This window comes from Stenotrophomonas sp. 22692 (assembly GCF_052045015.1).
GTDB lineage: Bacteria > Pseudomonadota > Gammaproteobacteria > Xanthomonadales > Xanthomonadaceae > Stenotrophomonas > Stenotrophomonas geniculata.
Window position 1 is genome coordinate 68,554 of the sequence record NZ_JBQEMR010000011.1, and the last position, 25,193, is coordinate 93,746.

The 25,193-nt window shown below is 62.2% G+C and carries 27 protein-coding genes; 18 read left to right on the plus strand and 9 right to left on the minus strand.

All coding sequences use genetic code 11. The features are described from left to right. Positions 1 to 71: 71 nt before the first annotated feature. The 3 genes from ACTJJM_RS10990 to ACTJJM_RS11000 are packed head-to-tail and all read left to right on the plus strand — an operon-like array spanning position 72 to position 3,722. Positions 72 to 1,478, plus strand: a complete 1,407-nt coding sequence (locus ACTJJM_RS10990; RefSeq protein ID WP_440865473.1) for a 3'-5' exonuclease — start codon at positions 72 to 74, stop codon at positions 1,476 to 1,478. After that, positions 1,475 to 2,125, plus strand: a complete 651-nt coding sequence (locus ACTJJM_RS10995; protein ID WP_159359710.1) for a DarT ssDNA thymidine ADP-ribosyltransferase family protein — start codon at positions 1,475 to 1,477, stop codon at positions 2,123 to 2,125. The genes ACTJJM_RS10990 and ACTJJM_RS10995 overlap by 4 nt, the downstream gene beginning before the upstream one ends. Further along, positions 2,115 to 3,722, plus strand: coding sequence for an ADP-ribosylglycohydrolase family protein (locus tag ACTJJM_RS11000; RefSeq protein ID WP_262089966.1), 1,608 nt, complete (start codon positions 2,115 to 2,117; stop codon positions 3,720 to 3,722). The genes ACTJJM_RS10995 and ACTJJM_RS11000 overlap by 11 nt, the downstream gene beginning before the upstream one ends. A gap of 72 nt (positions 3,723 to 3,794) precedes the next feature. Here ACTJJM_RS11000 and ACTJJM_RS11005 read toward each other — a convergent pair whose 3' ends face one another. From ACTJJM_RS11005 to ACTJJM_RS11015, 3 genes are all read right to left on the minus strand, one after another. Beyond that, complete coding sequence (locus tag ACTJJM_RS11005; RefSeq protein ID WP_440865476.1) at positions 3,795 to 4,538, minus strand: HNH endonuclease; 744 nt, start codon at positions 4,536 to 4,538, stop codon at positions 3,795 to 3,797. Positions 4,539 to 5,172: 634 nt separating this feature from the next. After that, positions 5,173 to 5,541, minus strand: a complete 369-nt coding sequence (locus ACTJJM_RS11010; RefSeq protein ID WP_057499938.1) for a hypothetical protein — start codon at positions 5,539 to 5,541, stop codon at positions 5,173 to 5,175. Between the two features lie 486 nt (positions 5,542 to 6,027). Beyond that, a complete protein-coding gene (locus tag ACTJJM_RS11015) occupies positions 6,028 to 6,243 on the minus strand; it encodes a hypothetical protein (protein ID WP_201448449.1) in 216 nt (71 codons plus the stop codon). Positions 6,244 to 6,442: 199 nt separating this feature from the next. Here ACTJJM_RS11015 and ACTJJM_RS11020 point away from each other — a divergent pair, with 199 nt between their 5' ends. The 10 genes from ACTJJM_RS11020 (at position 6,443) to ACTJJM_RS11065 (ending at position 18,075) form a co-directional block, all read left to right on the plus strand. Further along, positions 6,443 to 7,084 (plus strand): DUF1629 domain-containing protein, encoded by a 642-nt coding sequence (locus ACTJJM_RS11020; protein WP_159359712.1) that lies wholly within the window; start codon positions 6,443 to 6,445, stop codon positions 7,082 to 7,084. Between the two features lie 407 nt (positions 7,085 to 7,491). Further along, positions 7,492 to 8,130, plus strand: a complete 639-nt coding sequence (locus ACTJJM_RS11025) for a DUF1629 domain-containing protein (RefSeq protein WP_159359713.1) — start codon at positions 7,492 to 7,494, stop codon at positions 8,128 to 8,130. A gap of 37 nt (positions 8,131 to 8,167) precedes the next feature. Further along, a complete protein-coding gene (locus ACTJJM_RS11030; protein ID WP_159359714.1) occupies positions 8,168 to 11,518 on the plus strand; it encodes an XVIPCD domain-containing protein in 3,351 nt (1,116 codons plus the stop codon). A gap of 44 nt (positions 11,519 to 11,562) precedes the next feature. Further along, on the plus strand, positions 11,563 to 12,201 hold the full coding sequence (locus ACTJJM_RS11035) for a hypothetical protein (protein WP_159359715.1): 639 nt from the start codon (positions 11,563 to 11,565) through the stop codon (positions 12,199 to 12,201). Between the two features lie 144 nt (positions 12,202 to 12,345). After that, positions 12,346 to 13,272, plus strand: coding sequence for an XVIPCD domain-containing protein (locus ACTJJM_RS11040; RefSeq protein ID WP_440865480.1), 927 nt, complete (start codon positions 12,346 to 12,348; stop codon positions 13,270 to 13,272). Then, entirely contained in the window at positions 13,269 to 13,904 is a 636-nt protein-coding gene (locus ACTJJM_RS11045; RefSeq protein WP_159359717.1) for a hypothetical protein, read from the plus strand. Before ACTJJM_RS11040 ends, ACTJJM_RS11045 begins: the two co-directional genes overlap by 4 nt. A 2-nt stretch (positions 13,905 to 13,906) precedes the next feature. Then, entirely contained in the window at positions 13,907 to 14,920 is a 1,014-nt protein-coding gene (locus tag ACTJJM_RS11050; RefSeq protein ID WP_021204458.1) for an XVIPCD domain-containing protein, read from the plus strand. A gap of 184 nt (positions 14,921 to 15,104) precedes the next feature. Continuing rightward, a complete protein-coding gene (locus ACTJJM_RS11055) occupies positions 15,105 to 16,250 on the plus strand; it encodes a YncE family protein (protein ID WP_159359718.1) in 1,146 nt (381 codons plus the stop codon). A gap of 143 nt (positions 16,251 to 16,393) precedes the next feature. Next, a complete protein-coding gene (locus tag ACTJJM_RS11060) occupies positions 16,394 to 16,969 on the plus strand; it encodes a hypothetical protein (protein ID WP_159359719.1) in 576 nt (191 codons plus the stop codon). A 35-nt stretch (positions 16,970 to 17,004) separates the two neighbouring features. Next, a complete protein-coding gene (locus ACTJJM_RS11065) occupies positions 17,005 to 18,075 on the plus strand; it encodes an XVIPCD domain-containing protein (protein ID WP_440865483.1) in 1,071 nt (356 codons plus the stop codon). A gap of 62 nt (positions 18,076 to 18,137) precedes the next feature. On the opposite strand, the gene ACTJJM_RS11070 is transcribed toward ACTJJM_RS11065, so the two are convergent. Together ACTJJM_RS11070 and ACTJJM_RS11075 are read right to left on the minus strand one after the other, a co-directional pair. Continuing rightward, entirely contained in the window at positions 18,138 to 18,554 is a 417-nt protein-coding gene (locus tag ACTJJM_RS11070; RefSeq protein ID WP_010484171.1) for an XVIPCD domain-containing protein, read from the minus strand. Between the two features lie 75 nt (positions 18,555 to 18,629). Further along, positions 18,630 to 19,109 carry a DUF4440 domain-containing protein gene (locus ACTJJM_RS11075; protein ID WP_134958776.1) on the minus strand — a complete coding sequence of 160 codons (480 nt, stop codon included), beginning with the start codon at positions 19,107 to 19,109 and terminating at the stop codon, positions 18,630 to 18,632. 221 nt (positions 19,110 to 19,330) lie between these two features. Between ACTJJM_RS11075 and ACTJJM_RS11080 the strand changes: the two genes are divergently transcribed. Together ACTJJM_RS11080 and ACTJJM_RS11085 are read left to right on the plus strand one after the other, a co-directional pair. After that, positions 19,331 to 20,143 (plus strand): alpha/beta fold hydrolase, encoded by an 813-nt coding sequence (locus tag ACTJJM_RS11080; RefSeq protein ID WP_241874433.1) that lies wholly within the window; start codon positions 19,331 to 19,333, stop codon positions 20,141 to 20,143. A gap of 9 nt (positions 20,144 to 20,152) precedes the next feature. Then, positions 20,153 to 20,326, plus strand: coding sequence for a hypothetical protein (locus tag ACTJJM_RS11085; protein WP_005412082.1), 174 nt, complete (start codon positions 20,153 to 20,155; stop codon positions 20,324 to 20,326). 91 nt (positions 20,327 to 20,417) lie between these two features. On the opposite strand, the gene ACTJJM_RS11090 is transcribed toward ACTJJM_RS11085, so the two are convergent. Next, positions 20,418 to 21,098 carry a hypothetical protein gene (locus ACTJJM_RS11090; protein ID WP_241874432.1) on the minus strand — a complete coding sequence of 227 codons (681 nt, stop codon included), beginning with the start codon at positions 21,096 to 21,098 and terminating at the stop codon, positions 20,418 to 20,420. A 133-nt stretch (positions 21,099 to 21,231) separates the two neighbouring features. Between ACTJJM_RS11090 and ACTJJM_RS11095 the strand changes: the two genes are divergently transcribed. Together ACTJJM_RS11095 and ACTJJM_RS11100 are read left to right on the plus strand one after the other, a co-directional pair. Beyond that, positions 21,232 to 21,891 carry a hypothetical protein gene (locus tag ACTJJM_RS11095; protein WP_241874431.1) on the plus strand — a complete coding sequence of 220 codons (660 nt, stop codon included), beginning with the start codon at positions 21,232 to 21,234 and terminating at the stop codon, positions 21,889 to 21,891. A gap of 70 nt (positions 21,892 to 21,961) precedes the next feature. Further along, positions 21,962 to 22,930, plus strand: coding sequence for a polysaccharide deacetylase family protein (locus tag ACTJJM_RS11100; protein WP_241874430.1), 969 nt, complete (start codon positions 21,962 to 21,964; stop codon positions 22,928 to 22,930). A 3-nt stretch (positions 22,931 to 22,933) separates the two neighbouring features. Here the strand turns inward: ACTJJM_RS11100 and ACTJJM_RS11105 are convergent, their stop codons facing one another. The 3 genes from ACTJJM_RS11105 to ACTJJM_RS11115 all read right to left on the minus strand — a co-directional run bounded on the left by ACTJJM_RS11105 (position 22,934) and on the right by ACTJJM_RS11115 (position 24,714). Next, positions 22,934 to 23,776: a class I SAM-dependent methyltransferase gene (locus tag ACTJJM_RS11105; RefSeq protein ID WP_224328916.1), complete on the minus strand. Its 843-nt coding sequence runs from the start codon at positions 23,774 to 23,776 to the stop codon at positions 22,934 to 22,936. 128 nt (positions 23,777 to 23,904) lie between these two features. After that, positions 23,905 to 24,228, minus strand: coding sequence for a hypothetical protein (locus tag ACTJJM_RS11110; RefSeq protein ID WP_106550498.1), 324 nt, complete (start codon positions 24,226 to 24,228; stop codon positions 23,905 to 23,907). Between the two features lie 69 nt (positions 24,229 to 24,297). After that, positions 24,298 to 24,714: a hypothetical protein gene (locus ACTJJM_RS11115; protein ID WP_224328918.1), complete on the minus strand. Its 417-nt coding sequence runs from the start codon at positions 24,712 to 24,714 to the stop codon at positions 24,298 to 24,300. Positions 24,715 to 24,804: 90 nt separating this feature from the next. Between ACTJJM_RS11115 and ACTJJM_RS11120 the strand changes: the two genes are divergently transcribed. After that, positions 24,805 to 25,089, plus strand: a complete 285-nt coding sequence (locus tag ACTJJM_RS11120) for a hypothetical protein (RefSeq protein ID WP_049454421.1) — start codon at positions 24,805 to 24,807, stop codon at positions 25,087 to 25,089. Positions 25,090 to 25,193: the final 104 nt, after the last annotated feature.

The window sequence follows — 25,193 nt, forward strand, 5'->3', positions numbered from 1 at the left end:
GCCATTGGCCGCCCTTTTTTTCTACACAGTTTTCCCACAAAATCGGCCTACCTCTTATGGAAGGGACGGCAATGAAGGCTCTAAAGGATGTTGTGCCTACTCCGGAACAGTTAGCTCTATTTTCAAGAGTTAGACCGGGTGTGGAACTGATTCGTGGTGCTGCTGGAAGTGGCAAAACGACCACGGCATTGCTTAAATTGAAGGCAGCTGTCGGATTCTATGTAAACAGAGTAAAACGGAGTCCTGCTAAGCGACAAGTTAAAGTGCTTGTGCTTACATTTAATAGAACTCTGCGCGGCTACATCGCGGAGCTTGCTCGTTCTCAATTTGTGGAAGGGAATGAAATAAGTCTTGAAATTTCAACATTCTCTTCATGGGCTAAAGCCATGGTTGGAGCAGGCGATGTGCTTGGTGCAGCTCAGTCTCAGGGTATTCTTCAAGCGTTCGCGGCCGGTGGAACTATTGATCCGGAATTCGCAGCGGAAGAGGCAATGTATGTTCTGGGTCGATTTATGCCAGATCAGGTCGACGAATATCTGTCGACTAAAAGGGTTGGTAGAGGGCTCGTTCCAAGGATGGAGCGAACTCAGAGAAGCGTGTTGCTCAAAAGTGTTGTAGAACCGTATGTCCAACATAAGAAGAATCATGGTCTTCTTGATTGGAATGATCTGGCCGTACTGGCGGCTGAACAATCTGAAGAAATCTATGATGTTGTTGTAATTGATGAGGCGCAGGATTTTTCAGCCAATGAAATGAGAGCGGTTGTCGCCAAACTTAGAGGCGACCACACCATATGCATTGTCTTGGACGCTGCCCAGAGGATCTACGCAAGAAGCGGGTTCGGCTGGTCTGAGGTGGGACTGCACGTTAAGTCAGAGAATAGCTTTAGGCTCGATGTTAATTACAGAAATACGAAGCAAATCGCTGCTTTCGCCACAGGAATCTTGGATGGCATAGATCCCGGCGATGATGGGGCACTTCCTGACTTTACCAAGGCCAAGGTTGACGGCGATCTTCCCGTTATCCTCAAAGGAACGTTTGGGCGTCAGATGGATTGGGTGATGCAGTTTATGTCCGAAAAGGTAGACTTAAGCGAGGAGTCTGTAGCATTCCTCCATCCTGCTGGTGGTGGATGGTTTAGGCATATCCGGGAGACTCTCGATAATGCGGGCATAGGCTATGCAGAGATCAGTAGGAAGGCGGACTGGCCAGATGGAGCAGAAAGCATAGCCTTAAGTACAATGCATTCCGCTAAAGGGCTGGAGTTTGATTACGTGATCATGCTGGGCATAAGTAGTGAAAATATGCCGCTGGATGATGAAAGTACGGATGATGAGGCCCACCACCGTGCTCGCCGACTGTTGGCAATGGCTGTAGGAAGGGCGCGTCGGCAGGTTGTGATTGGCTACAAACCAGAGCAGGCCTCAGAGATATCTGCTTTCTTCAAGGACGAGCTCTGTCGAGTGATTAATCTATGACCATCGAGGATTTCTGCGAGACTCGAGGAGTGTCTAGGATTCTCCATTTCACGACGAATAGGGGCTGCATTGGAGTTCTTCATTCCAGGGCTCTGCGCTCGCGACAAAGGCTGACTGAAGACGAGCAGCTGAAGTTCGTCTTTCAGCCAAACGCGGCTTCAAGAACAAAGGATGCTGCTTGGCTGGACTATGTAAACCTCTCGATTGAAAGAATAAATAATACGTTCTTCGGGATCTGCTCTGAGCGATGGCACGATGGTCGCGATAATTGGTGGTGCGTACTTCAGTTTTCGCCAGAAATTCTTACTCATCCAGGTGTTTTTTTCTCAACCACCAATAATATTTACACTTCGGTCGTTCGCGGGGAGGGGGTTGCAGGAATTGCCGCGCTCTATGGCGACAAGGTGCAGCGCTGGTATGGTAACGTGGTGGCCCGGCCTGGAGATCTTCCGGATGCATATACAACCTGTGTCCAAGCGGAAGTTCTTTATCCTGGCGAGGTGAGTACGAGCTGGCTTGAGGCAATTCATGTCAGGACGTCAGAGGAGTCTGACGAGGTTGCGGCGCAGATTAGGGCAACAGGTCATCGGGACGTGCCGGTCTACGTGAACGGAGAGATTTTCGGAGAGAATGTCGATGAGTGCTAAGCAGCCCGTTAGTCTAAAACAGATAAGAAATTCAATGCTCTGGGCTGCTTGGGGCGACGCAGTGGGTTTTCCCGCGGAGCTTGTTTCAGACCGGGAATATTCGAAGAGAGTTGGCGCAAAGGGATGGGGAGGGACTCCGGCCTGGAAGAAAGTGGTCGGGGGCAGGTTTGGTGTACAGGTTCAGCTGCCAGCCGGTGCGTATTCTGATGATACGCAGCTCCGCTTAGCCACCTGTCGTGCAATATTTACAGGTGGGCGCTTCGATGTTGAGCTTTTCTCGAAGATCGAGCTGCCAATATGGTTGTCTTACGCGCTCGGTGCCGGGCGCGGAAGTAAGGCGGCTGCAAGTTCGCTTACTTCAAACAATGTCGCATGGTTTAGCAATTTCTATAGTGCGAAAGGAATTGATTATATGTACGGCGGCGGAAATGGCGCCGCTATGAGAATTCAGCCCCATGTGTGGTCATGTGCTGATTTGTCGTCACCTATTGCGTACATGGTCGACGTAGTTAGAAACTCGGTATGCACTCATGGGCATGTTAGGGGAATCATTGGGGCAGCGATACATGCTCGGTTTCTTGCCTATGCTCTAATGACGCGCAAAATTCCACCGCTCAATCTATGGAGTGAGCTTGCACATGACGCCGCGGAATCTGCAGTTGGAGCTATCGATCAAGACGAGCAATTGAGCCAAATTTGGCTGCCCACTTGGGAGGCAAAGTCAGGAGTAGCTTTCTGCGAGGCAGTTGAAGAGGTTCTACGCGAATGGGAACAGCTAGTGTTACTTGCGGGTGATATTCGTGCCGAGACAGAAGACTATAGAGCTGCATATAGACGTCTCGTCGATAGCTGCGGAGGGTTGGATTCTTCGTCTAGAGGTTCAGGCATTCTATCGGCTCTATTGTCTGCGGCGGGTTCGCTTTGGCTCGATCAAGCCGGAGAGCGTGGTGCTCTAGTTGAAATGGGTACCCTGCTAGGAAGTGACACTGATACCATTGCATCGATGGCAGGGGCTTTGATAGGGGCCTGTAGTTCGATCGAGCCCCCAGAGGTTATTCAAGACAGGGAATATTTGATTCAATGCGCTGATCGGCTTTGGCGATTGTCACAAAGTTTGGCTGTTGATGATTTTATTTATCCTGACTTACTCTATTGGCAGCCCCCAAAGAATGCTCTTGATGTGATGAGCATCAAGACAAAAATGATAGTTGTTCCGGGCCTGGGACGGGTCTCGCCTAAGGATGGGAAATGGGTTTTGCGGAAGGGTGGTGTCGCTTTTCAGTGGTTTGAGATTTGGTTCGGACAGACGATTTTATGTAAGTACCGGATTGGAGCGGAGGATCCTGCTCAGCGCTCACACGAGAGTGTTTTGATTGAAAATACCTTGCCTGATCTTTTTGTTGACAAGGTCGACGTGGGTTCAGTCGAGGCGCAGATCGATAATAATATAGATGCGCTGGTTTCGAGTGTGCTAGATTCTAATTTCAATCCCGGTATTTTGGGTGGGATTTTGTCAGAAATGATCAGGAGTGGGCGGCCCGTCGAGGATATTGTCTGTTTTTCCGCGCTGGTGACTCGATCCTTCCGGTCGCGTTGACATCTCTCGTTCACGGGAGCCCCTATTCCTGTTACAGGAGGGGCTTGAGGTAATTAATCACTGCAGCTTTCGTTACCAGGAGCAACGGGAACGATGCCAAGTCAATGATTCCGGGCTGGCAAGTACATCATTTGAGCTGGCGGGCGTTAGTTCTTTGCCCTCCAGCTCGACGTATGCGGAGTTCTGCAAAGCAGGTGCCACGGCGATCCGCAGAGAGTCTGGGTTGATGGTTACCAGATATAGATCGAATAGAGTGTGCACATCCGCACGGAGTAAAAGACCGTTCCTGACATCGTTACTCTTCAGTCCTGAGTAGGGGTGAATATGGGCGGCCTCAAGCGCATCCGGTACATTGCATCCCGTCATAGCACAGCGGCCGCCGTATGCGTCCAGCAGTGCCTTGCGGAAGGCAGGCTGCCCGCGGCGCCGAACGATAGCTGCCAGCACACGCCGCCTCTCGTCCACCTCGTCTGTTGAGGAGAAACTGCCAGATGCCTCTGCCGCTTTGGCCTCCTGCTGCAACAGTCCTCTTGTAGGACCAGAGACCGACGTGAGCGTCTCACCGGAAAGCCCGAGGAGTTTGGCAAGTTTCGGCTCAACCTTTGCACCCACGTTCGATGCTGGAAGAAGCCCGGGTAGCCAAGGCTTGCCTGCCTGATCCAGAACGTGGGAGATGTTCTGCATGCGGTACTCCCAGGCCTTGGACGTACGCCCGTGGCGGGCGGCCAGTTCCCGATAGACCCTTGCCTTCTCAAGGGCTGATCCATTGGCAAGACGGGCCTCCATTTGGCGATACGCCTCAACGGCAGCAGCCAATTCGTCTTCAGTCCACCTACTCACAGCCTTCCCCTATCCGCGACCGCACGTGGCGTTCTGGGGAAAGTATGCCGCAAACGACACAATGAGCCGCTAATGGCTTGAGGCGGAGGAGCGTAGTGTGTCAGCGCAAACCGCAGACTGTTCAGGCCCGTCGATGCGTCTCGTATGTGGAGCTCAGTTGCAAAGCTCTAATCGCCCGGAAGTAGTCGGCTACTCCAGCGCTGGAGTAGAGGTTGAACGCAAGGCGTCTCACTGGCTTGGCCTGTGAAGCCTAAGATGAGCAACTGTGATGATGAGTTGTCCACCAGCAGAGCGGGCTCGCCTCGGCAAGTGAGCTCGAAGTACCTTGCTTCGAAGCGCCCGGTGCCGAGCGTTGCATCTTCAGGCGCTAGGCTTAGGGCTTCCTCGCGCATGACAGCAAATTCGGTAGCCGAGACCTTGTGGTAGGTCTTCAGCTCCAAATCGTCTTTGGGCAGGTGGCAGTGGGTGAGCGCTGAACCAATCAGCGCTGCCAAGCACAGTACTGCGTACGTCAGAGACTTCATTGGAAGTCCTGCAGATCAGAGGCGAACGGATAGCGGGGCCGCGACGACAGCCCACAGCCTATTGCTTGAGGTTCAAGCCTTGGGCGCTACTCCCGCACGTGCAACCGCTCAGCCACTTGCGCGGTCAACGCCACACACGCCATCTTCAACCCTTCCATCACCCGATCCCCGAGGTACTCCTCGGGCGCGCCGTTCTGCCGAGTCCGCTCCGCAGCCAACATCAGCTCCGCCACCACGCGCAGCCCGGCCAGCGCGCAATCCGCATCCGCCAGCTGAAGACAACGCCCAGGCAGTTGATGCCGCTCCGGCCAAGGCTGGCCGTCCGCAGCCGCACCAGTGCCGATGCGATGCAACGTGGCGACGAAGGCGTTGGGATCGATGGACCGTTCGCGGTCGGGTTCGGTGTTGTCCGGATCGTACTGCGCGTGCAGGGAACGGAAGTCCGATGTGTTCATGGCAATGCTCCGTACAGGACAGACAGCAGCGCCACCGATAAAAGTGGCGGACGATGCGAGGCTCGAAAACCGGTCAACAACCAATCCGGCGGGTCCGAAGACCCCCACGCACCGCCCGCCATGGACCGCGAACGGATTGCCAGCCGGCGTCACACGAACGTGACGCCGGCTGGCAAGCGCAAACACATGGTTGTTGACCGGGTTTTCGACGCCCGTGCCACCCTGTGTGAGGTGGCATGCCAAGGTGTACTCGCATGGCTGCGAGATGCCAAGAAACCGTAGGCCGCAGAGGCCGCAAATGCTGACGCTTACGGCATTGTTGCATGGCGCACGCGCGACAGAACCCTTGCGGTGCAGCGGTTGGGGCCGTTGTTAAGCTACCGCCCGAATGCGCTTCAAAAAGTACGGTTTGCAGCCGTGTAGGATCCCAAAAGCGACACCTAGCCCGCCGAGCTGATAAGTGCAGCGGGCCGATTGCGACACAGCTTAACTTTGCAGCGCCACGCCCGGCCGTGGCCACAGTGCATCGTCGCGCTCCAGGTCGTAGTCGTTGCCGAACGCCAGGGCAGCCTCACGCGGCGGAAGGTCTGTGTAGCAGCCCAGCAGGTATTCATCCATGCCGGCATCGCGATGGTCGATGGCGAACAGGCGGAGGAGCTCTTTGTCGAAGGCTTCCAGCCATGTGGGGTCGATCTTGGTCATGGGCATCCTCCAGCGGAGGAGGGGAGGATGGTCTGCCGCCATCTCAGAGGATGCGATAACGGGTGGCACCTGCTTCTTGGTCATCACAGGGGCCCATCAGCGGAAACCGCGAACCCGTCGCATCTACCTCGAAACAGCCATGCTATGAAGGGTAAGCTCCATCTGCGGTGTCATTGAAGGGAATCCAGGGACGCAGGCGATGAAGCAAAGCCCCACCCAAGGCTCTCAAGCGGGCCTGTTCTACTTGTTCTCACCAGATCTGGAAAGCAGCCGTCCTTTCCGGGGCGCCGAGGTTGAGAACCTGTCGGTGTTGATCGATCCACCGCGCATCATTCTGCGCCCGGACAATGGGGGTTTCCCGGCGCTTTGCGAGACGCCACGCATCGTCTTCGACGCTTCCAAGGGCCCTGAGCCACGTGACCTGGAGGGCGGCTTCAGCGGGTACTGGCTCGTCTCGGAACGGCTATGGCGGGTAATGAAATCCGTGGATCCGCAGGCGTTCGAATTCGTTGAGTGTGATGTTCGCCTGGCTGATGGCACACCTATGCCACGACGTTTCCTGTGCGACGTGGTACGTGAACTGGACGCGATAGACGAGGGGCGTTCAAGGCTTGATATCGAGATCGATGAGGACTTCGTCAACGGAAAGTTCGATTCCATTGCAGGTGGGGCGAGTCTTGCCATTCGCTCTGAGGTGGTGCGAGATGCGCATGTCTTCCTGACCCCATTCAGCACCTTCGTGATCGCGAGCCGCGAATTTGTTAATGCAGTTCACGCAGCGGCGCTTCCAACGAATCCTCGGGATAGCGGCATCTCGTTCGTGGATGCTGCGGAAATCTGACCTTGGGGAGCAGGCAGCTGATGGCGAGCCAATTCCGGCGTGTTGAACGGCCGCACGGTTCAGTCAGGCACGCCCGGCTGTAGCCACCGCCCATCGTCCAGCTGCAGGTCGTAGTTGCTGCCGAACACCAGGACTGCCTCGCGAGGTGGAGGTCCGGGTAGCAGCCCAGCGGGTGCTCGTCCAAGCCGACGTCGCCATTGTCGATGACGACCAAGTGAAGGGCGTCCATTGGACGGGTGGTCTACGTGTAATGGATTTCGTTGTCATCCGATACCGGCTGCTGCAGACCGGGTTACAGGAAGTATGCCCATTCAGCACGTAACTTTAGGATTGCGAGTATTTGCTCCGTGACCGGCCACCGGTAAGCTGTGCCCAGTGCAGGAATCAGAATGAGATGGAGATAGCGCATGGATTCGACCTCAGCTAATCACCCCCGGAAGGGGGAGTTCTTTCTCCTTGAGGCCGGTGCAATCAGCGGCCCTGCATGCGGGGTAGTCTTCGAGAATCTGGATCGTCTGCTGTCTCCTCCCCGCATGATCCTGCTACCAGAGGGGGGGGGCATTCCACCACTCCGCGAAGTTCCGCGATTGGCTTTCAATCCCAGCATGGGCGCACCGCCGCGGGATCTGGAGCCGGGATTCAGCGGATACTGGCTCGTTTCGAAACGACTGCATGACGTGATGATTTCCGTTGATCCTCACGCCTTTGCCTTTGCGGAGATTGACTATCGGCTGGAAGATGGCAGCCAAGGTGACCGCCGCTACTTGTGCACTGTGATCCGGGTAGTTGATGCGTTGGACGAAGGTGCTTCCAAGCTCTTTATTGATACCTCCGAAGATTTTATCAACGGGAAGTTCTACGACCTGGGTGGTGGTGCAAGTGTGACGTTTGATCGTGGCGCGCTCGGCCAGGCGCACGTGTTCAAGACACCTTATACAGCCTCTGTCTTTTGCGACCACGTGTTCAAAGACGCTGTGGAAAGCGCTGGCGTGGCTACTGACAATGATGCCGATGGCATGTGGTTTATTGACGCTGCAGATATCTAGCCGCTTTGCAGCTACTGAGCAGGAAGGAGCCTGATCGATGCCTCGCAATGGACCTCACTTTCAAGACCATCACGCCATCGAGCAGCGCACACTGGCGCGTAGCCCGCTGCTCAGGATGCTCGCCGACACCGGTCATTTTGATATTCACGCCCCGGAGAATCGGATCTTTCTCCCGGCTGATCCGGCGTTCGCTCAAACGCTGGGAATCACTCCGCACAGTGGTGGCCCTATCGCCGACTATCAGATCGGCCTCCTGCAACGTTTGCGTCGCTTGGAGCAGACGCCCGATGGAGTGGGCGCGTTCAACGGAGACGCTGCCGCACAGGCGCGGATTTCCGGGCGGGTAGAGGCACTGCGGGACACGGTACGGGTTGGCTTGATCAATGGTGATCTCTACACCAACGCTCCCTATGGTCTGAAGCCTGACGATATTCGGCCACAAGTTCAGAGCTTCTTCTTCAACGAAGCCCGTTATGGCCAGTTAAACGCTCCCCAGCTTCAACAGCTCAGGAGCTTCACGCCGATCGATAGCGGCTGGGCGGGTGTTACTCATTCGGAGCATCGTGTAGTGGCCACGCTCCGGCACGTTCAGTCATCTCCCAATCCGTTAACACGTGGAGGTGGAGCGGAGTTGCAGCGTCAAGGCCTTTCGGAGGCAATCTCCAGCGCCTACCACGGTGGCAGGCTGAGCATATCCTCAGAGGGAGTCCTGATAGTTGAGAATGCTCTGGGTAAGGAAGCGGCAGACCCATTGCGCCTTCCGCAAGGTCAGCGAGGATTTGCAACTACCAGTATCCTCCTCGGCGAAGCCTCCACCAGCCAACTGATCCGCTCCGGCGGCCTGCTCGCCTCCGGCGCCGACGCCGTCATCACCGCCCGCCGAACCTCGCAGCTGCTGGAGGAAGGTAACGGCACCGCCGCCCAGTCCGAGCTCACCCATGCCCTGGCGCGCAATGGCGGTGGCTGGATCGGTGGCATGGCCACCGCATCGGTGATCGGCACCTCCAGTTTCGTCCCTGCGGCCGTCGTCGCGGGCGATGCGCTGCTGATGAGCAAGGCGTTCGACAAGGGCGCCGATCTGCTCGACAACCGCGCCGTCTACCGGCAGACCGACAAGGCCGATGTCACGTGGCAGTTCGATGGCCGCAACTGGCAGCGCCACGCGGTCATGGACAGCGCAGGCGACGGCCTGGGCAATCCGGCTGAGCGCAGTGTGGGCGCCAGTTACGAGAAGGCCCGCGAGCTGGGCGCATACGCCCATGTAAAAGCGGTAGAGCTGGCGCTGGGCAAGGCGCCGCCGCCGCAGGATCCTTTCAGCATCCCGGCGAAGGACGGCGAGGGCCGTCTGGACAATCCCAACTGGCACCGCGATGCGCAGACCGAGCAGTGGACGCGGCAGGTCAAGATTGGCGTGTCCGGTGCCAACGACCGGGGTGTGTATGAGACGCAGACCGCCAGCCCCGAACGCGCCAACGAGTTGAATCGTGAGGCGGTGCAGCGCATCGAGAGCAATATCGCCAACGGCAAGGCCGCCATTGCCGCCAGCTACCTGGAGACCTACGCCGCTACCCGCGCCAGCGACTTCGTGCCGCTGGTGCCGGAGGCGGTGGAGCAGGCCCGTGCCAGGCCCGACGCCATCCAGGGCTCGGACAACCAGCTCTATCAGCGCGATGAAGCAGGACAATGGAGCCATGCTGGCCAGATCGCGCAGGGGAACATGGCGCTGGAGCTGGAGCTGACCCGCACCATCCAGCAGCCGTCGCTCGATCAGTTCAACCAGACTATTGCCGCATTGGAATCGCGGCCGCTGCCGTCTGCGGCGGAGGTGAACCAGAACGAGCTGCGCCACAGCTACTACGCTGCGGGCGTCGCGCTGACCCCAGCGTGGGAGCAGGCCATTGCGCTGGCCACGGCGCGCACGCGCGAGCAGCACGGCATTACGGGTCCCACGCTGCAGGAACTCGGGCCTGTGGCCGAGGGCAACGCGGGCGCCTCTCGGCCCATCACCCATTACCAGGTAGGCCAGGATGGCGTGGCACGCGCCGTCGCGACCACCAGTACGCAGGAGCTGCAGGCAGCATGGAATGAGGTGCGCGCGCGTACCAATGAGCAGGCGCCGTTGCCCGACTCGCCCGAGCTGCGCATTGCTGCGCTGTCGGCGGGTGAGCAGGAGGCGTACCGGCAGGCACTGCAGGAAGCCAATCGGCTGGGTGCTGCGCAGGTAGATGCAGGACAGGCTGCACGAGCAGCCGCTCAGGTGGCACATGGCGACAAGCCATCCGAGCAGGATGGGAGCGTGGAAGTGCGGCCTGAAGAGCCGGCGACTGCGCAAACCATCGCGCCTGCGGCGGTTGCGGCAGCGCCGCCCGCGATAGGGGGCCCGCCACCACCTACGCCCGCGCCACAGGACAAGCCTGAGCCTCAACGGCACGCCGAGCAGCGCGATCCGCCGCGGCGTGAGGCGGAGCCGCAACCTCAGCCCCATCCAAATAGCGAGGCGCCCACCGAAAATCGTACCGCCTCACAGACGCCGGAGCAGGCTGGGCCGATGCAGGCGCCCCCGGCCGCACCTGAGCGCTCGACGCCACATGCCGCCGCACCTCTTCTGGATGCGGCAACGCAGGCGATGCCCACGCAGCGCACAGAGCAGGCATCGGAGCCGGAGCAGATGGCCCCGGTGCCTGCGGTTGCTCCCACTCCAAAGCAGGACATGGCAGTGCAGGAGGTCGAGCCGGTGCCGTTCAAGGAGCCGCTGCCTGCTGAGCCTGCGCGCGATCCATGGCCTTTGGAGCAGGAAGCGGCACAACACGTGCCAGAGCCCGAACCGGCTCCATCGGATGACCTCCAGCCCGTCACTGCGGCTTTCACTGTTCCTGCCGAGCCCACGATAGCGCCAAGCCCTGAGCCAGCCGCGCCCGCACCGGATGAGGCATCGGCCCCGAACCGGACGCTGCAGGACCCCACGCAGCCCGGCCACCCCGATCACGCGTTGTATCAGCAGATCCGTGAGGGCGTGGAAGCGCTGGACGCCAAGCACGGCCGCAGCTTCGATGAAGTCAGCGAACGCATGACCGCCAGCCTTCTGGTACTGGCCAAGGACAACGACCTGGAGCGGGTGGACCATGTGCTGGTGAGCAACGCTACGCACGAACACCCGGCCGGGCACACGCTGTTCGTGGTGCAGGGCGAGCCAAGCAATCCGGCACATCAGCGCGCTGCGATGCCGACCGAGCTGGCGGCGCAGACATCGGTGGAGGAATCACTGCAGCAGTTCGATGCGGTCAGCCGTGAAGCGAATCAGCGTGCGCTTGCGAATCAGATGGATCAGCAGCTGGAAGACCAGCGGGTGCAGCACGACATCCAGATTCGTGCGGCCAGCGGGGGATGATCAACGTGTGAGCTGCACTGGGCGACCTGCGAAAAGGAGCGAAGATGAAGCCACAGGAAAAGCGCCGGATCTGCATGCTCGCTGGACTGCTCGTTCTTCTGGCTACGGGGTGCCGACCCGAGGCGGCTCGCGACGCAGGCTCGATCGCAGAGGCCCATCGTCCGGATCTGGTGCCGCTTGCGCGCGCCATGCCCACCTCGTCAATGGATGAACCATTGGCGGTGGAATTCGATGTGGATGTTCCCAGCAAGAATTCCTCTCCGACGCTCATGATCGGCATTCGGGTCGATCGTACGGACGACATCGCGGCATTGGAGGCACTGGTCGATGTTCAGGCATCCGGGTTCCAGGCCAACGTCTCCATGCAGCGCCTGGAATTGGGTGGATGGACGGACGTGCCGTTGCACCGGCTGGAATCCATCATCGGGGAACCTACCCGGACGATTCCCATCCCCGCCGATGGTCGAGTAACCAGCGCGTGGCTGGACGATGCTGACGTACTGGCGCTGCAGAATGCTGGGCTGGAACGACCCGGTGATACCTACGCACAGCTGGCCTTCGCATGGGCACGCAATCCGTCGCCGGGCCGATACCGGGTTGAAGTGCAACTGCATTCGCCTCTGACGCAGCTTGATCCGTATCACCCCGAACTGCTGATTGCCTACCTGCGCAGGCCCAAGTAGCGAAGCAGTCAGCTTCTTGGATTGCTGGCTGGTTCACACATTCAGCATGCCAGTCGTGGCCCCAACTTTGTCCTCCACCTGCCCCCCATCCCACCTATGCCATCATCCAGCCAGGACCGCAGCACCCATCAAGGCTGAACAGGCATGGAGCAGGCAACACGCTACACCGCAACGCTGTACCTGGCCGCGCCCGGCACCCCGCTGAAAAGTGGTGGCATCTCGCCGCGCGGCCATATGTACCTTCAGGTGGCCGCGGGCGACGAGGCCCACAGCTACGGCTTCGCCCCGCCGCGCCACGCGCCGGGCGAAGCCCGCACCGGCGTGCAGTACGCGCAGGTGCGCCACGATGATGCCGACGAGCATCTGGACCCGTACTACAGCCGCACCTTGGAAATCACCGAGGAGCATTACGGCTGCCTGCGCGACTTCGCCGAGGAACCGGCCGAGTTCGAATTCGATGTGGATCGCCCGGCCACCATCAACCGCTGCAGCGATTTCGTCTGGGCCGCGCTGCACTACGCGGGCCTGCATCCGCTGCCGGCGCCGCTGGACGGCGGCAGCAACCTGGGCGAGTTCGCGGTGCTGTTCAACCTGCCGGAAATCCAGTGCATTGCTGCGCCGTTCCCGGGCAGCGATCTGAATGCCGAAACCCACCACGCGATGCCCGAGCGCGAGGCCGAGCATCATCGCCAGGGCGACCGCGCGATCGATGAACCGCCACCGACGCCGATCGAAGTGGCCGGCACGCTGCTGGACCCCTCGCATCCGGACCATCGCCTGTTCTCGCAGCTGATCCAGAAAGTGGCCGAACTGGATGCCGCGCACGGCCGCCCGTTCGATGCGGCCAGCCAGCGCATCAGCGCCAGCCTGCTGGTGCTGGCCAAGCAGAACAATCTCTCGCGCGTGGACCACGTGCTGCTCAGCAGGCCGACCCAAAGCAGCCATGCGGCGGAGAGCATCTTCATCGTGCAGGGGGACCGCAACGACCCGGGGCACCGCCGCGCCAGCATCGCCACCGAGGTGGCGGCCAAGATCGATGTGGCCGATTCGCTGCGGTTGAAGGAGCAATGATGCGGCCACTGCGGCGGGGGCTGGTGGTACTGGCGGTGCTGGGCGCGCTGGCGGCATGCCGTGCGTCACCAGCGCCGGAGGTTGCGCCGCCCCTGCTGACGCGCGCACAGGCCGAGGCGCGCACGGTTGTGCCGTTCACGCGGGCCGTGCAGTTGCAGAAGGCCGGTCGGATTGCCGAGGTCACGTTTGATTTGCCGGCGCCCCAGAAGCCGGCCATTCCGATCCTGAACATCGGGTTGCGGCTGCAGGATACCGATGCGCGACGGCTGCTGGATGCTTCGGAGAAGATCACGCTGGGACGGCTGCCAACGCGGCTGCGCCTGGAGCGTATTGATGGCGGTGCACCTGGTCCTGTGCAGCTCTGGCAGCGTACTCGCGATGGACGCGATTCTCAGAAAATCGGGGAGGATGGCGTGGTAACAGACCTGACGACGGGGAGCGTGGACATCAACAGCTTGGCCGAGGCCGGGTTGTACTCTGAAGAGGTGCTCTATCGCACGTTGCAGTTGGCGCAGGTCGGAGGCATTGCACCCGGGCGCTACGTTCTGCGGGTGGACTTTGTGGAGGATCGGCCCCGGCTGGAAGGCCTGAAAGCAGAACTGATCGTTGGCTACCAATCACTAGGAAAGTAGACATGCACAAGGACGATGCCGAACGCTACAGCGTAACCATTCATCTGGCGGCCCCCGGCACGCCGCGCTACGGCCGTGATGCTGAGGGAAACAGGTTTCTGCTGGAGCCATCGTTCGCGGGGCACATGTTCCTGTCGCTGCGCCGTTCGGGTGAACCCTTCCCGGAGAGCATGGGTTTCACCCACGCAGGCACCAAGGACGAGCCGAACAGGGGCAAAGTCGATGACATGGATGTGTTGGTCTACGACAAGCCCCGCTTCGAGCGCACGATCGAGATCAGCAAGGAGCAGTACGACCGCATCCTCGAGTTCTCGGCAGACCCGAAGAAGCACGGCTTCGACATGAACTACGACTTCTTCTCCAACGCCTGCACCGATTTCGCGTGGGGTGCCCTGAACCACGCAGGGCTGCGCCCGGTGGGGCTGGCCGGGGAGATCACCAACTACGAGGGCGCTACCAGGGTCCTGGACAACATCCGCGCGGTCAACGCCATTCCGCAGCAGGTGAAGGGTAGCGAACTGGACAAGGTGCAGTGGAACCCGATGCCGAAGCAGACCTTCCGCGAGTGGATGTTCACCGAGAACGGCGAGCAGTGGCGCGGCAACAGTGCACTCGCGGCAAGCGGCACGCCCGCAGACCCGGCGCACGACGATCATGCCCGCCTCAACCAGATCCACCAGCAGGTGGCCGACCTCGGCGCTTTCGGTGCACGCAACGGCAATGTCAGTGCCAGCCTGCTCGCGCTGTCGAAGGAGCAGCAATTCTCGCGCGTGGACGAGGTGGTGCTGGGCGAGCAGCGCGGTGATACCGCACCGAAGCTGTTCATCGTGCAGGGTGACCGCAGTGACCCGGCACACCAGCGCGCCAGCATGCCGGCGGAGTTGGCTGCGCAGGCACCGGTGGAGGCCTCGTTCGATCGCGTCGCGCAGTTGCAGCAGAACGAGCCGCAGCGAGACGCGCAGCGCCTGCAGGAGGAGCAGCAGCTTCAGCAGAGCCACGGTCCACGGATGGCATAGCCGCGGGCGCAGCATCGAGGTCGAGCGTCGGCCATGCCCGCGCCGGCGCACGTCACGCCCCCCACCTGCTACCATTCCCCCGCAACCCCAGCCAGCCCACCCGCGCAGACAGATGCAGGTCGGGCCGTCGCAGTACGGCCCAGCGAGCCAGGACACCCTCCCGTGCCCATTCAAGGACGCTCGCATGTTCCGTACTCCTCTCTTCCGCTCGGCCGCCCTGGCCGTTGCCGTTTCGCTCAGCCTCGGCGCGCCCTCGGCGTTCGCCGACAACGCTCCCGCCGCCAGTGCCACCGCCGCTGTGCAGCGCCAGGCCGTGGCCAAGGGCCTGTACGAGCTGGCCTACAGCCCGAAGCAGAACGCCGTGTTCGTGGCCTCGTCCGGCGGCTTCGGCGATGACGCCGGCCCTGCCCAGGTGCTGCGCCTGAACCCGGCCACGCTGGCCGTGGAAACCCGCATCCCGCTGGAGCGCAAGGCGTTCGGCGTGGTGCTGGATGACGCCCACAACCGCCTGTACGTGGGCAACACCGTGGACCTGTCGGTGACCGTGGTCGACACCGCGCAGAACAAGGGCGTCGGCACCATCCAGCTGATGGAGAAGAAGATCGGCAAGGACGGCAAGGCCGCCTACACCCACGACCTGCGCGAGCTGGTGGTCGACAGCGCGGCCAACCGCCTGTACGTGACCGGCCACAGCAGCCAGCCGGACGTGAGCAGCGTGCTGTTCGTGATCGATACCACCACGCTGAAGGTGATCAACACCATCGACGGCCTGGGCAATGCCAAGGCGCCGGGCCTGGCGCTGGATGCGGCCAACAAGCGCGTCTACACCAGCAACCTGCTGGCCAACCTGGTGGTGGTGGGCACCGATTCGAACAAGGTAGTGGCGCAACACAGGATCGCCGCCGAGCAGCCGATGAACATCGCGCTGGATCCGGCCGGCAAGCGCCTGTTCGTGACCGACCAGGGCTCGGAATTCCTGCGGGGTTACCAGGCCAAGAGCAGCGGCCTGGTCAGCAAGCACCCGGGCCAGCGCGTGCTGGTGCTCGACCGCAGCACCGGCAAGGAACTGGCCAGCATTCCGACCGACGCCGGCCCGCTGGGCATCCTGCTGGATGCACCGCGCAAGCGCCTGTACGTGACCAACCGCGAAGCCGGTACGGTGACCGCCTACAACAGTGACAGCTACCAGAAGGTGGCCACCTACACCGTGCCGACCCACCCGAACAGCCTGGCGCTGGATGCGAAGAACAACGTGCTGTTCGTGAGCATCAAGAACGGCGAGAAGGATGACAAGGGCGCTGACGAGAGCGTGGCGCGCATCCAGCTGTGATGCGCTGACGCCGGGTCCCGCCCGGCGACGTGCCGCGTGAAGAAGGCAGGGGGAAGACTCTGCCTTTTTCATTGGCCGGTTGCGGCGCCAGCAGCCGGCGGCTAGGGTTGAAGCCCATGGCAGGGAGCCAAAGGATCTGAATCATGCTGGGTATCCATCGCTGGCTGCGCGCCGGCCTGATCTTCACGCTGGCGGGCGCACTCGGCGCCTGCAGCAGCCGCGTACCGGATGCGCCGGAGCCACTGGATCTGGTCAAGCCAATTGTCGTTGCCGAGCCTGGCCGGGCGGTGCGGTTCGAGTTCGAGACGAATGCCCGCAACTTCCAGCCGGGTCGCACGTATGCGCTGGAGCTGGAGTTGCAGCGCCAAGGGACGCGAAGGCCGGACGAGCCTGACGTGGGCACATCAAGGGTCCCGTTCGAGGTGACCCTGCAGCAATGGGGCACTGATGCCTGGAAGGATGTTCCCACCTACGATAGCTATCAGGCCGGGGTGCTCAATGCAGGTGAACAGCTTCCGGAATGGCATGCATCCAGCGAATGGCGGTATACGTCGCCGCACATGGGCAGTGACGGCCAATACACGCTGAGCCTGGTTGCTCTGCCACTGGAGCTTGATACCCGCTATCGCGTACAGGTTCGCACTGCGCAGGCCTCGCCGGAACTGCAGCATTACTCGGCTCAGTTGCGGGTACACGCAGCCCGGCCGCCAGGCAAGTAATCACTTACCACTGGAAGGAACGAAAGAATCACCTTATGGACAAGCCGCGCTATACCGTAGAGATCGTTATTGCTGCACCTGGCACACCGCTGATCGACCCCAGGACGCACAAGCCGGCCGTCGACAATGAGGGTGTTCCGCAGACGTCCGCCCCAGGACATATGTTCTACGTCCTGCATGCACCCGGCGTGCCTGCGAAGAGCTATGGATTTGCTCCCAAGGAGCACGGAAGCATGAATGGTCCTGGCGCCATCATGGAGGATGACGCAACGGTCTATAGAGACCCGCGCTACACCCGTACCCTCGAGATCAGCGAAGATCAGTACAGGAAGCTCCAGCAGTTCGGCTCGGACCCGGAGAAATTCGGTTTCAGCAAGCACTATCAGGATGTTCGCCACAACTGCGTGGACTTCACTTGGGAAGCGCTGAATCACGCGGGCATCCAGCGGAAAAGCAGCATCGACGTGAACGTGTTGGGTGGTCCCGCCGGCCAGCTTCTTCCGGATGTTCGCATTCCTCTTGACATCAAGGGGGCAGGCAAGGATGCATTCCGACCGCTGCGCAACATCCACGGTGTGGATAGCATTGATCCGCCGTTTCCGGACAGCGAGCTCAACCAGAGGAAAACCAATCCCCTGCCGGAGCGCAGTCTCAAGCAACACATGCTGAGTGATGCCGAGGGCATGGGCGAACGAAGCGGTGATCTTCTGGCCCGGCACAGCAACGACCCGCTGCTCTCGCAGATCCACCAGGGCGTGGCCCGGCTCGATGCAGAGCGGGGCCGTGCCTTCGATGCCACCAGCGAGAACATCAGTGCCAGCCTGTACGCGCTGGCCAAGGCCAATGGCCTGACCCAGGTCGACCATGTGCTGTTGAGCGATCGCACCGTGCAGGCCGATGTGGCGCAGAGCATCTTCATCGTCCAGGGGGAGCGCAACGACCCGGCACAGTTGCGGGCCAGCATGCCAACGGCGGTGGCCGCGCAGACACCGGCAGAAATCTCCTTCGAGCGCGCTGAGCAGCTGTCGCAGTCTGGGCAGGCGCGTACGCAGGATGAGCTGCAGCAGCGCCAGGTGCAGGAGCAGTCCGGGCCGCGCATGGCCTAGGGCGGCAAGCGTACGGCGAGCCGACGTTCTCGCGGTGGGCCGCTGGTAACGCTGGAGGCGGCTCAGCCCAGGCGGTGTGCCGGGTTCTGCTGTTGTTCCTGCTCACGGGCCTGCTGTTCGGGCAGCTGCCCCATGGCCGGCTGCTGCGGGGCAATGCCGAGCTTCTGCATCGACTGCTCCACCGGCGTCTGCGCCGCCACTGCGGTCGGCATCATCGCCCGCAGGTGCGCCGGATTGGCCGGGTCGCCCTGTACCACGAAGATGTTGTGTCCCGCCGGCTGGTTGGCCGTGGCGTTGCTGACCAGCACGTGGTCGACCTGCTGCAGGCCCTGCTCGCGGGCCAGCACGGTCAGGCTGGCGGTCAGACGCTCGCTGGTCTGGTCGAACGGACGGCCATGCTGCGCGTCCAGGGCAGCCACGCCCTGACGGATCTGCTGGTTGAGGCCGTACTCGGGATGGTTGGGGGTGATCTCTGCCATGGGGCGATCTGCAGCGGTAGTCGTGACGGACCTGGGCAGTATAGAACCGGTCCGTGAACCACCGCATCGCGGCGATCAGTCCGCCGGCCGATGGTCGTAGCTGATCACCCGCTCGGCCAGCCAGCGCCCGTCCACGCGGCGCCAGACCTGGATGAAACGGGCCTGGCCGGTCCAGTGCTCGATGCCGTTTGCATCGCGCTCGTGGAAGCGGTGGTCGCCGATCTCCAGGGCGCGGTCATCGTGCAGCGGAAACACCTGCAGCGAGCTTTCCACCAGCTCGCGGCGCAGGTGGGTGTGGTTGACGCGCGTGCTCTCGCATAGGGCGGCCACGCTGCGGCGGAAGTCGTCGCGCTTGCTGGCGGACTTGCCCGCCTTGTCATGGAAGAACTCCATGTCTTCAGTGGTCATGGTTGCCGCCTTGTCAGCGTCGCAGTCGTCGAACGCAGCGGCGAACAGCTGTGCGTCGGCCTGGTGGATCTGCTCGCGCAGGTCATCGGAGGGCGCGGGTGCGGCGGCGAGGCCGGCGGCCAGCAGGGGCAGGGTGAGCAGCAGCATGGCGAGGCTCCAGGGCGGGATTCATGCAGGCTCGCACGGTGCTCCGAGGGCCGCAGCCGCGCTGCGACGAAACGGGATTTCCAGGGAGTGAATGCCCGCATCTATGGATTGGCCAGGGGGCGTCCCTTGTGCAGGCGGTGTCATGGCGGCCGGCGATTCCATCACGGTCGCGATAGGGGCCGGCCCATAGCCTGAAAGCCTCCCCTTCCACAGGAGCTCCCATGCCTGCTTCCCGCGTCCGCCTGCACGTTGAAGACACCGGTGGCGATGGCCGCCCGGTCATTCTGATTCACGGTTGGCCGCTGTCCGCCGATGCCTGGAAGACGCAGGTGTCGATCCTGCGCGACGCGCAGCACCGGGTGATCAGCTACGACCGGCGTGGCTTCGGCCGTTCTGACAAGCCGGCAGAAGGTTACGACTACGACACGCTGGCGGCGGATCTGGCCGGGGTGATCGAGGAACGTGACCTGCGCGACGTCACCTTGGTCGGCTTCTCGATGGGCGGTGGCGAGGTAGCGCGTTACGTGGCCAACCATGGCCAGGAACGCCTGCACAGTGTGGTGTTTGCAGCAGCGGTGCCGCCGTTCCTGCTACGCAGCGACGACAACCCGGAAGGCCCGCTGATCCAGGACAAGGCTGACGAAATGCGCAGTGGTCTGGAGAAGGATCGCGAGGCGTTCTTCGATGGCTTCACCCGCGATTTCTTCAGCGCCAATGGCCAGTTGATGGTGACCGAAGAGACGCGTCAGGCGGCCATCGCGCTGTGCCACCAATCCGACCAGAACGCAGCGCTGGGGTGCATGAAGGCGTTCGCCACCACCGACTTCCGCGAAGACCTTAAGAAGATCACGGTACCAACCTTGATCCTGCACGGTGACAGCGATGCCATCGTGCCGTTTGAAGGTTCTGGGCAGCGCACGCACCGGGTCATTCCGGGCAGCGAAGTGGTGATCCTGGAAGGCGCACCACATGGGTGCAATACCAGCCATGCGGACCACTTCAATCTGGCGCTGCTGAACTTCCTGAAGCGGTAAGCTGCGGCCATGCGCCAGACCAAGACACCCCCGTGGAAGAAGCCCAACCCCAAGGGCCAGACCTCGCAGCCGCTGTCGCCTGCGCAGAAAGAGGCGGCGCGACAGCGGGCGGAAGAGAATGGACGGCGTTACCCGAATCTGGTGGACAACATGTGGGCCGCGAAGCTGCCGCGCGGATCGTGATCTGTAGAGTTGAGCCATGCTCGACTCCGCTCTGCATCCATCCACGCATGGCGTGGATCTACTGCAAAAGCAGCCGAGCGTGGGCTCGGCTCTACAGGTTGGCCAGCGGCTTCCAGCCGGGTTCCAGCCAGGGCGCGATCTTGTTCTGGCGGACGGTGATGGCCTCAACTGGTACCCCAGCCAGGCGTGCAAGCTCTGCACGCAGCACATTGGTATCCACCGGCAAGGCCGCAGCCACCTGCAGCCGATCACCCTGATGCCTCACCTGTACCGGAAGCGTGGCGTGCGCGTCGTGCTCGCCGCCGGTGCGCCCGATCGGGTAGCGCATCGCTACCGGCCGCGACAGCTGCGCCAGTGCGGGCTGCCACGCCTGCAGCACGAGAGGCTGCCCGGCAGCGGGAACCTGTACTTCTGCAATCGTGGCCGGGTAGCCAGTGAGGCTCTCGACCATCACCTGGAAGCGCGCGCCATCCGGCATGACCAGAACGGTGGCGATCAATGCGGAGAACGAGACGAACACCGCCGCGAGGTTCCAGCTGCGTGGCGCGGTGGCCGGGCGCGTTGCGGTGCGCAGGCTGGGTCTGCGCCGCAGTTTGCGTGCGTAGATGCGCCGGTCCTTCCGGCGCGGGCTGGTGCTGTGCTCGGGCAGGTTCAAGGGAGCCCGTGGAAGGCGCGCCACGCGGGCCTTGATCAGGCGCGACAGCAGCATCCACGCGATGACGAATGCCAGCAGCGGAAGCAGCGTTCTCACCCACAGATACAGCGTGACCATCCACAACACCTCTACATACGACCATCCATGCTCATCCACATCCTACCGGGACCACGCGACGGTTGTCGTATCCGCCAGCCGACAAGCACAGGGCGCTTGGTTAGGATGGTCCTTTGTTGTCACGGATGAACCGATGGTCTCTGCTGCTACCCGCTTCTGTCGTATCTGTGGTCCTGGCCCGATCCTGCTGGCACTGCAGGTGGTGGCGCTGCTGGCGGTAGCGCTTGCAGCCGGCTTCTTCCACTACCGCGTGGAACTGCTGCTGGAGCCGGTGGATGACGCATGCGGTGGGCCTGACCCGGTCGCGCGCATGCAGGTGGCCGAACAGCTGCTGGCGCGGTCCACTGCGCTTGCACCATGGCAACCGTTGCAGTGGATTCCGATGGCAGGCGTGGCACTGGCGCTGCTGGGTGCGATGTCGATCAGCGTTTACCGCCTGGGCCGCCTGTCCGAACGCCTGCGACGCGCCAACTGGGGGTTGATGGCGCTGCACGCCGCGATCCTGGCGCTGGCCGTCAGGGCATTGCATCTGTACGACATGGCGTGGATCAGCGTAGCCAAACTGTCCCCAGCGGCGTGCCTGGTGGAACTGGGCGAGCAGGGCCGGCTGCCGCTGGCACAGGCGCAACAGGTGGTATTCGGAATCCTCACCCGCGAGCACGCGCCGCTGCTGCGCAATCCCGATGACCTTGCCCTGGTGCTGGTCGCGTTGATGCTGATGGCGATGGCTGCGGGATTCATGCTGTGGCGGGCGATCGTGCGCGAGCGTCAGGTGCAGTCGCGCAGCCCATAGCGGGTGCGTGGCCGACCATGCATCCACAATCGCGCTAAAGTCAGCACTTCGCTCCTGCAAGGATGTGCTGATGCGTTGGTTGCTGCGTGCTGTGCCATTGCTGCTGTGTTCGTTGGCGGTGCACGCCGCCGAAGTGGATCGTCGGATCGCGGTGACCATCGACGACCTGCCATGGGCGCGGGTGGACGAGATCGTTCCGCCGGACCTGCAGTCGCGGCATGAAGCGCTGATGGCGCAGCTGCGCCAGGCGGGTGTGCCGGTGGTTGGCTTCGTCAACGGGAACAAGCTTGAGATCGGCGGGCAGGTGCAGCCGGCGCGGGTGCAGATGCTGCGCGACTGGCTGGACGCCGGTTATGTGCTGGGCAACCACACCTACTCGCACATGGATCTGAACGCCAAGGGCGTGCCTGCGTTCCAGCAGGATTTCCTGCGTGGCGAGGCGGTGCTGCGGCCGTTGCTGGCCGAGCGCGGGCTCAAGCCTCAGTGGATGCGTCACCCCTATCTGCGTGCCGGGCGCACGCCGGAAGAACGCGCGGAGATGGACGCGTTCTTCAGGCAGCATGGCTACCGGGTGGCACCGGTGACGGTCGACAACGGCGAGTGGGTGTGGGCGTTCGCCTATGCCAACGTGATGAACGAGCAGCCCGATTCCCCGGCACGCGAGGCGACGTTGGCGCAGCTGCGCAAAGGCTATGTGCCCTACATGCTGAACAAGCTCGACTACTACGAGAAGCAGTCGCAGGCGCTGCTGGGCTATGCGCTGCCGCAGGTGTGGCTGATGCATGCCAACGAACTCAACGCGGCCACCTTCGCCGAACTGGTGGCCGCGACGAAGCGCCGCGGCTATCGCTTCATTTCACTGGACGAAGCGATGCGCGATCCGGCCTATGCACGCGGGGCGGAAGGCTACAGTGGCCGCTACGGTCCAAGCTGGCTGCACCGCTGGGCGATGGCGGAGAAAAAACCGAAGGACTTCTACGCCGGTGAACCGGAAGTGCCAAGGTGGGTGATGAAGCTGGCCAAGGTGGATTCGGAGTGAGGCTCAGCGCTTGACGGCCAGCACGCCGTCAAGCGCCAGCTCGGCCTTGAACCCGGCCTTTTCCAGGCGTTTGGCTACTTCACGCGGCACGTCGCGGCCGCTGGTCAGCTTGTTCGGCGCACCGGTGTAGTGAAACAGACGCCCGCCCTTGCGGATGACGCGGGCAAGGTGGTCGTAGAACACCTGTGAGTACAGCTCGCCGGCGATGCCGAAGCGCGGCGGGTCGTGCAGGATCGCCTCGACACTGTTGCTGGCCACCTGTTCGATCTGCCGCGAGACGTCGCCGTGGCTGAACTGCAGGCGGCCTCCGGCGGCGACCGAGTCCGGATCCGGCGACCACGGGTTGAGCGTGCGCAGCCACATCACGTCGGCATTCTTCTCGAATGAGCGGATCTGGCCGACACCGGCCTCCAGCGCGCAGGCGGCGAAGTAGCCCAGGCCGCCGCAGGTATCGAGGATGACCTTGCCGGCCGGGGCGACCAGCTCGACCTTGCGGCGCGCGTCCTCGAACGGTGACAGCTTGGAGGTCGGCAGCATCTTGATGCCGTCGATCTCGAAGGTCGGTGCGCCCCATTCGGTCGGCACCAGCTTGATCAGCGAACCGCTGTAGCGCGAGATCGGCGCGAAGTCCTCGCCGTCCCAGTAGTACAGCGTGCGGTCCTTCAGCTTGCCCGGCCACGGGTACGGCTGGCCACGGAAGTGGAAGCCGTCGGCATCCAGCGCCACGCTGTCCTCGCTGCGGCCAAGGTCGAGCGAGCCCTGCCAGTCGGCAGCGCCCTTGTCATGGGCACGGCGCAGGGTGTCGGCGCTGTCGCGGGTCAGCAGGGGGCCGGTGTAGTGGGGCACGGCGGGTACCGGGGCGGTTCGGGGGAGGGCATGGTACCGCAGCTTTTACCGGGGCCCCGGGGTGGCTGCTGCTGTAGATCCACGCCATGCGTGGATGAAGACGGCAGGAGCCGAGCGTGGGCTCGGCGCTACCGCTGGCGGGTGCAGCTGAAGCCGTGCGTGGCTCCTTCTCCTGAAATCATGTTGACGCCACGCGAGGGCTGCATGCCCTGCAGCGCGCACGACCGACGATGGACGTCCTGGGTTTCCGGTGGCTGCCGATCAAAGTCGTAGCGCAGGCTGCCGTCTTCCTGCAGCAGCCAGTGAACGGTAACGCGCTCGTGGCGGCCATCACCGAGATCCCAGTCCAGGGTGCGCATGATCAGGGTCTGGCCATCGGGCAGCTGCCGGACTTCGTCATAGGCACCCTGAGTCTTCGGCGCGCTTACTGCAAGCAGCAGAAACAGCAGCATTGGCATCGCTCCTCAAAGAAGACAGGATGTACCCATATTGCCCTGAGCCGCCATCAGAATCATTGCGTCCTACGGGCAATTCACTGCATACACCGGCCCGGCGCCGATCAGCATCAACGCCATGTAGTCACTATCACTGGCCTTGCCCTTCAACGTCGCGTCCTTGTTGAAGTGGAAGATGCCGAAGCCACCGGCCATGCGGATCAACGCGCTGTCGATCTGCTCGCCGTCATCACGGAAGTAGCGGCTGATCTCGCTGCGGGTGGCCTTGTGCAGCGCATTGGGCTCGCGCTGCCACTGGTCGCCGCGGCTGAAGGAGACGAAGTACTGGCCGCCTTCCTTGTCGATGCGGAAGTCGGCCGGTTTGCGGGCGCCGGTGGCGAAGCAGCCCTGCAACGGGTCGGCGCTGAAAGGAAGCCCGGCGTCGCCACCGCATGCAGTGAGCAGCAGGAGGGCACCGGGCAGCAGCAGGCGGAGCGTGCGCATGGGATGTCCCTACGGGGCAGGTGCGGCTAGTGTAGGCAGCACACGGGCGTGGCCCGTACAGAAATTCGGCAAGGACACAGGGGTTTTCGGATGGCGCAGGGCAAGGCACCGTGGTGCGGCGTGGCCAGTTGGCTGGGGATCGCTGTGGGTTGGGGCGCGGGCACGTTGGCTGCGCAGGCGGCGGTGGCCGCAGGCGGCAATGGCATGGCCGCCGGGCTGGGCGTGGGCGTGCTGGGTGCGGCACTGGTGGGCGGCGGTCTGGCGGTGGCTTCGCGCGTGCGCGGCGAGCGTTGGCCGTGGATCGGCATCGGTGGTGCGGTGCTGAGCGCGCTGCCGCTGCTGATGTACCTGCTGCGGATGATGCTGAAGCTCTGACTGTAGGGCCGAGCCATGCTCGGCTGATGGCCTGCGAGAGCCAAGCATGGCTCGGCGCTGCAAAGGCAACGGCAAGCCGAGCATGGGCTCGGCTCTACAGATTC

Coding starts and splice junctions, on each gene's coding strand:
- ACTJJM_RS11055 (WP_159359718.1), top strand. CDS start 15,105: ATGTTCCGTACTCCTCTCTTCCGCTCGGCCGCCCTGGCCGTTGCCGTT.
- ACTJJM_RS11110 (WP_106550498.1), bottom strand. CDS start 24,228: ATGCTGCTGTTTCTGCTGCTTGCAGTAAGCGCGCCGAAGACTCAGGGT.
- ACTJJM_RS11000 (WP_262089966.1), top strand. CDS start 2,115: ATGAGTGCTAAGCAGCCCGTTAGTCTAAAACAGATAAGAAATTCAATG.
- ACTJJM_RS11030 (WP_159359714.1), top strand. CDS start 8,168: ATGCCTCGCAATGGACCTCACTTTCAAGACCATCACGCCATCGAGCAG.
- ACTJJM_RS11120 (WP_049454421.1), top strand. CDS start 24,805: ATGGCGCAGGGCAAGGCACCGTGGTGCGGCGTGGCCAGTTGGCTGGGG.
- ACTJJM_RS11115 (WP_224328918.1), bottom strand. CDS start 24,714: ATGCGCACGCTCCGCCTGCTGCTGCCCGGTGCCCTCCTGCTGCTCACT.
- ACTJJM_RS11020 (WP_159359712.1), top strand. CDS start 6,443: ATGAAGCAAAGCCCCACCCAAGGCTCTCAAGCGGGCCTGTTCTACTTG.
- ACTJJM_RS11080 (WP_241874433.1), top strand. CDS start 19,331: ATGCCTGCTTCCCGCGTCCGCCTGCACGTTGAAGACACCGGTGGCGAT.
- ACTJJM_RS11090 (WP_241874432.1), bottom strand. CDS start 21,098: ATGGTCACGCTGTATCTGTGGGTGAGAACGCTGCTTCCGCTGCTGGCA.
- ACTJJM_RS11015 (WP_201448449.1), bottom strand. CDS start 6,243: ATGACCAAGATCGACCCCACATGGCTGGAAGCCTTCGACAAAGAGCTC.
- ACTJJM_RS11065 (WP_440865483.1), top strand. CDS start 17,005: ATGGACAAGCCGCGCTATACCGTAGAGATCGTTATTGCTGCACCTGGC.
- ACTJJM_RS11060 (WP_159359719.1), top strand. CDS start 16,394: ATGCTGGGTATCCATCGCTGGCTGCGCGCCGGCCTGATCTTCACGCTG.
- ACTJJM_RS11040 (WP_440865480.1), top strand. CDS start 12,346: ATGGAGCAGGCAACACGCTACACCGCAACGCTGTACCTGGCCGCGCCC.
- ACTJJM_RS11095 (WP_241874431.1), top strand. CDS start 21,232: ATGGTCTCTGCTGCTACCCGCTTCTGTCGTATCTGTGGTCCTGGCCCG.
- ACTJJM_RS11100 (WP_241874430.1), top strand. CDS start 21,962: ATGCGTTGGTTGCTGCGTGCTGTGCCATTGCTGCTGTGTTCGTTGGCG.
- ACTJJM_RS10995 (WP_159359710.1), top strand. CDS start 1,475: ATGACCATCGAGGATTTCTGCGAGACTCGAGGAGTGTCTAGGATTCTC.
- ACTJJM_RS11050 (WP_021204458.1), top strand. CDS start 13,907: ATGCACAAGGACGATGCCGAACGCTACAGCGTAACCATTCATCTGGCG.
- ACTJJM_RS11085 (WP_005412082.1), top strand. CDS start 20,153: ATGCGCCAGACCAAGACACCCCCGTGGAAGAAGCCCAACCCCAAGGGC.
- ACTJJM_RS11075 (WP_134958776.1), bottom strand. CDS start 19,109: ATGCTGCTGCTCACCCTGCCCCTGCTGGCCGCCGGCCTCGCCGCCGCA.
- ACTJJM_RS11045 (WP_159359717.1), top strand. CDS start 13,269: ATGATGCGGCCACTGCGGCGGGGGCTGGTGGTACTGGCGGTGCTGGGC.
- ACTJJM_RS10990 (WP_440865473.1), top strand. CDS start 72: ATGAAGGCTCTAAAGGATGTTGTGCCTACTCCGGAACAGTTAGCTCTA.
- ACTJJM_RS11035 (WP_159359715.1), top strand. CDS start 11,563: ATGAAGCCACAGGAAAAGCGCCGGATCTGCATGCTCGCTGGACTGCTC.
- ACTJJM_RS11010 (WP_057499938.1), bottom strand. CDS start 5,541: ATGAACACATCGGACTTCCGTTCCCTGCACGCGCAGTACGATCCGGAC.
- ACTJJM_RS11025 (WP_159359713.1), top strand. CDS start 7,492: ATGGATTCGACCTCAGCTAATCACCCCCGGAAGGGGGAGTTCTTTCTC.
- ACTJJM_RS11070 (WP_010484171.1), bottom strand. CDS start 18,554: ATGGCAGAGATCACCCCCAACCATCCCGAGTACGGCCTCAACCAGCAG.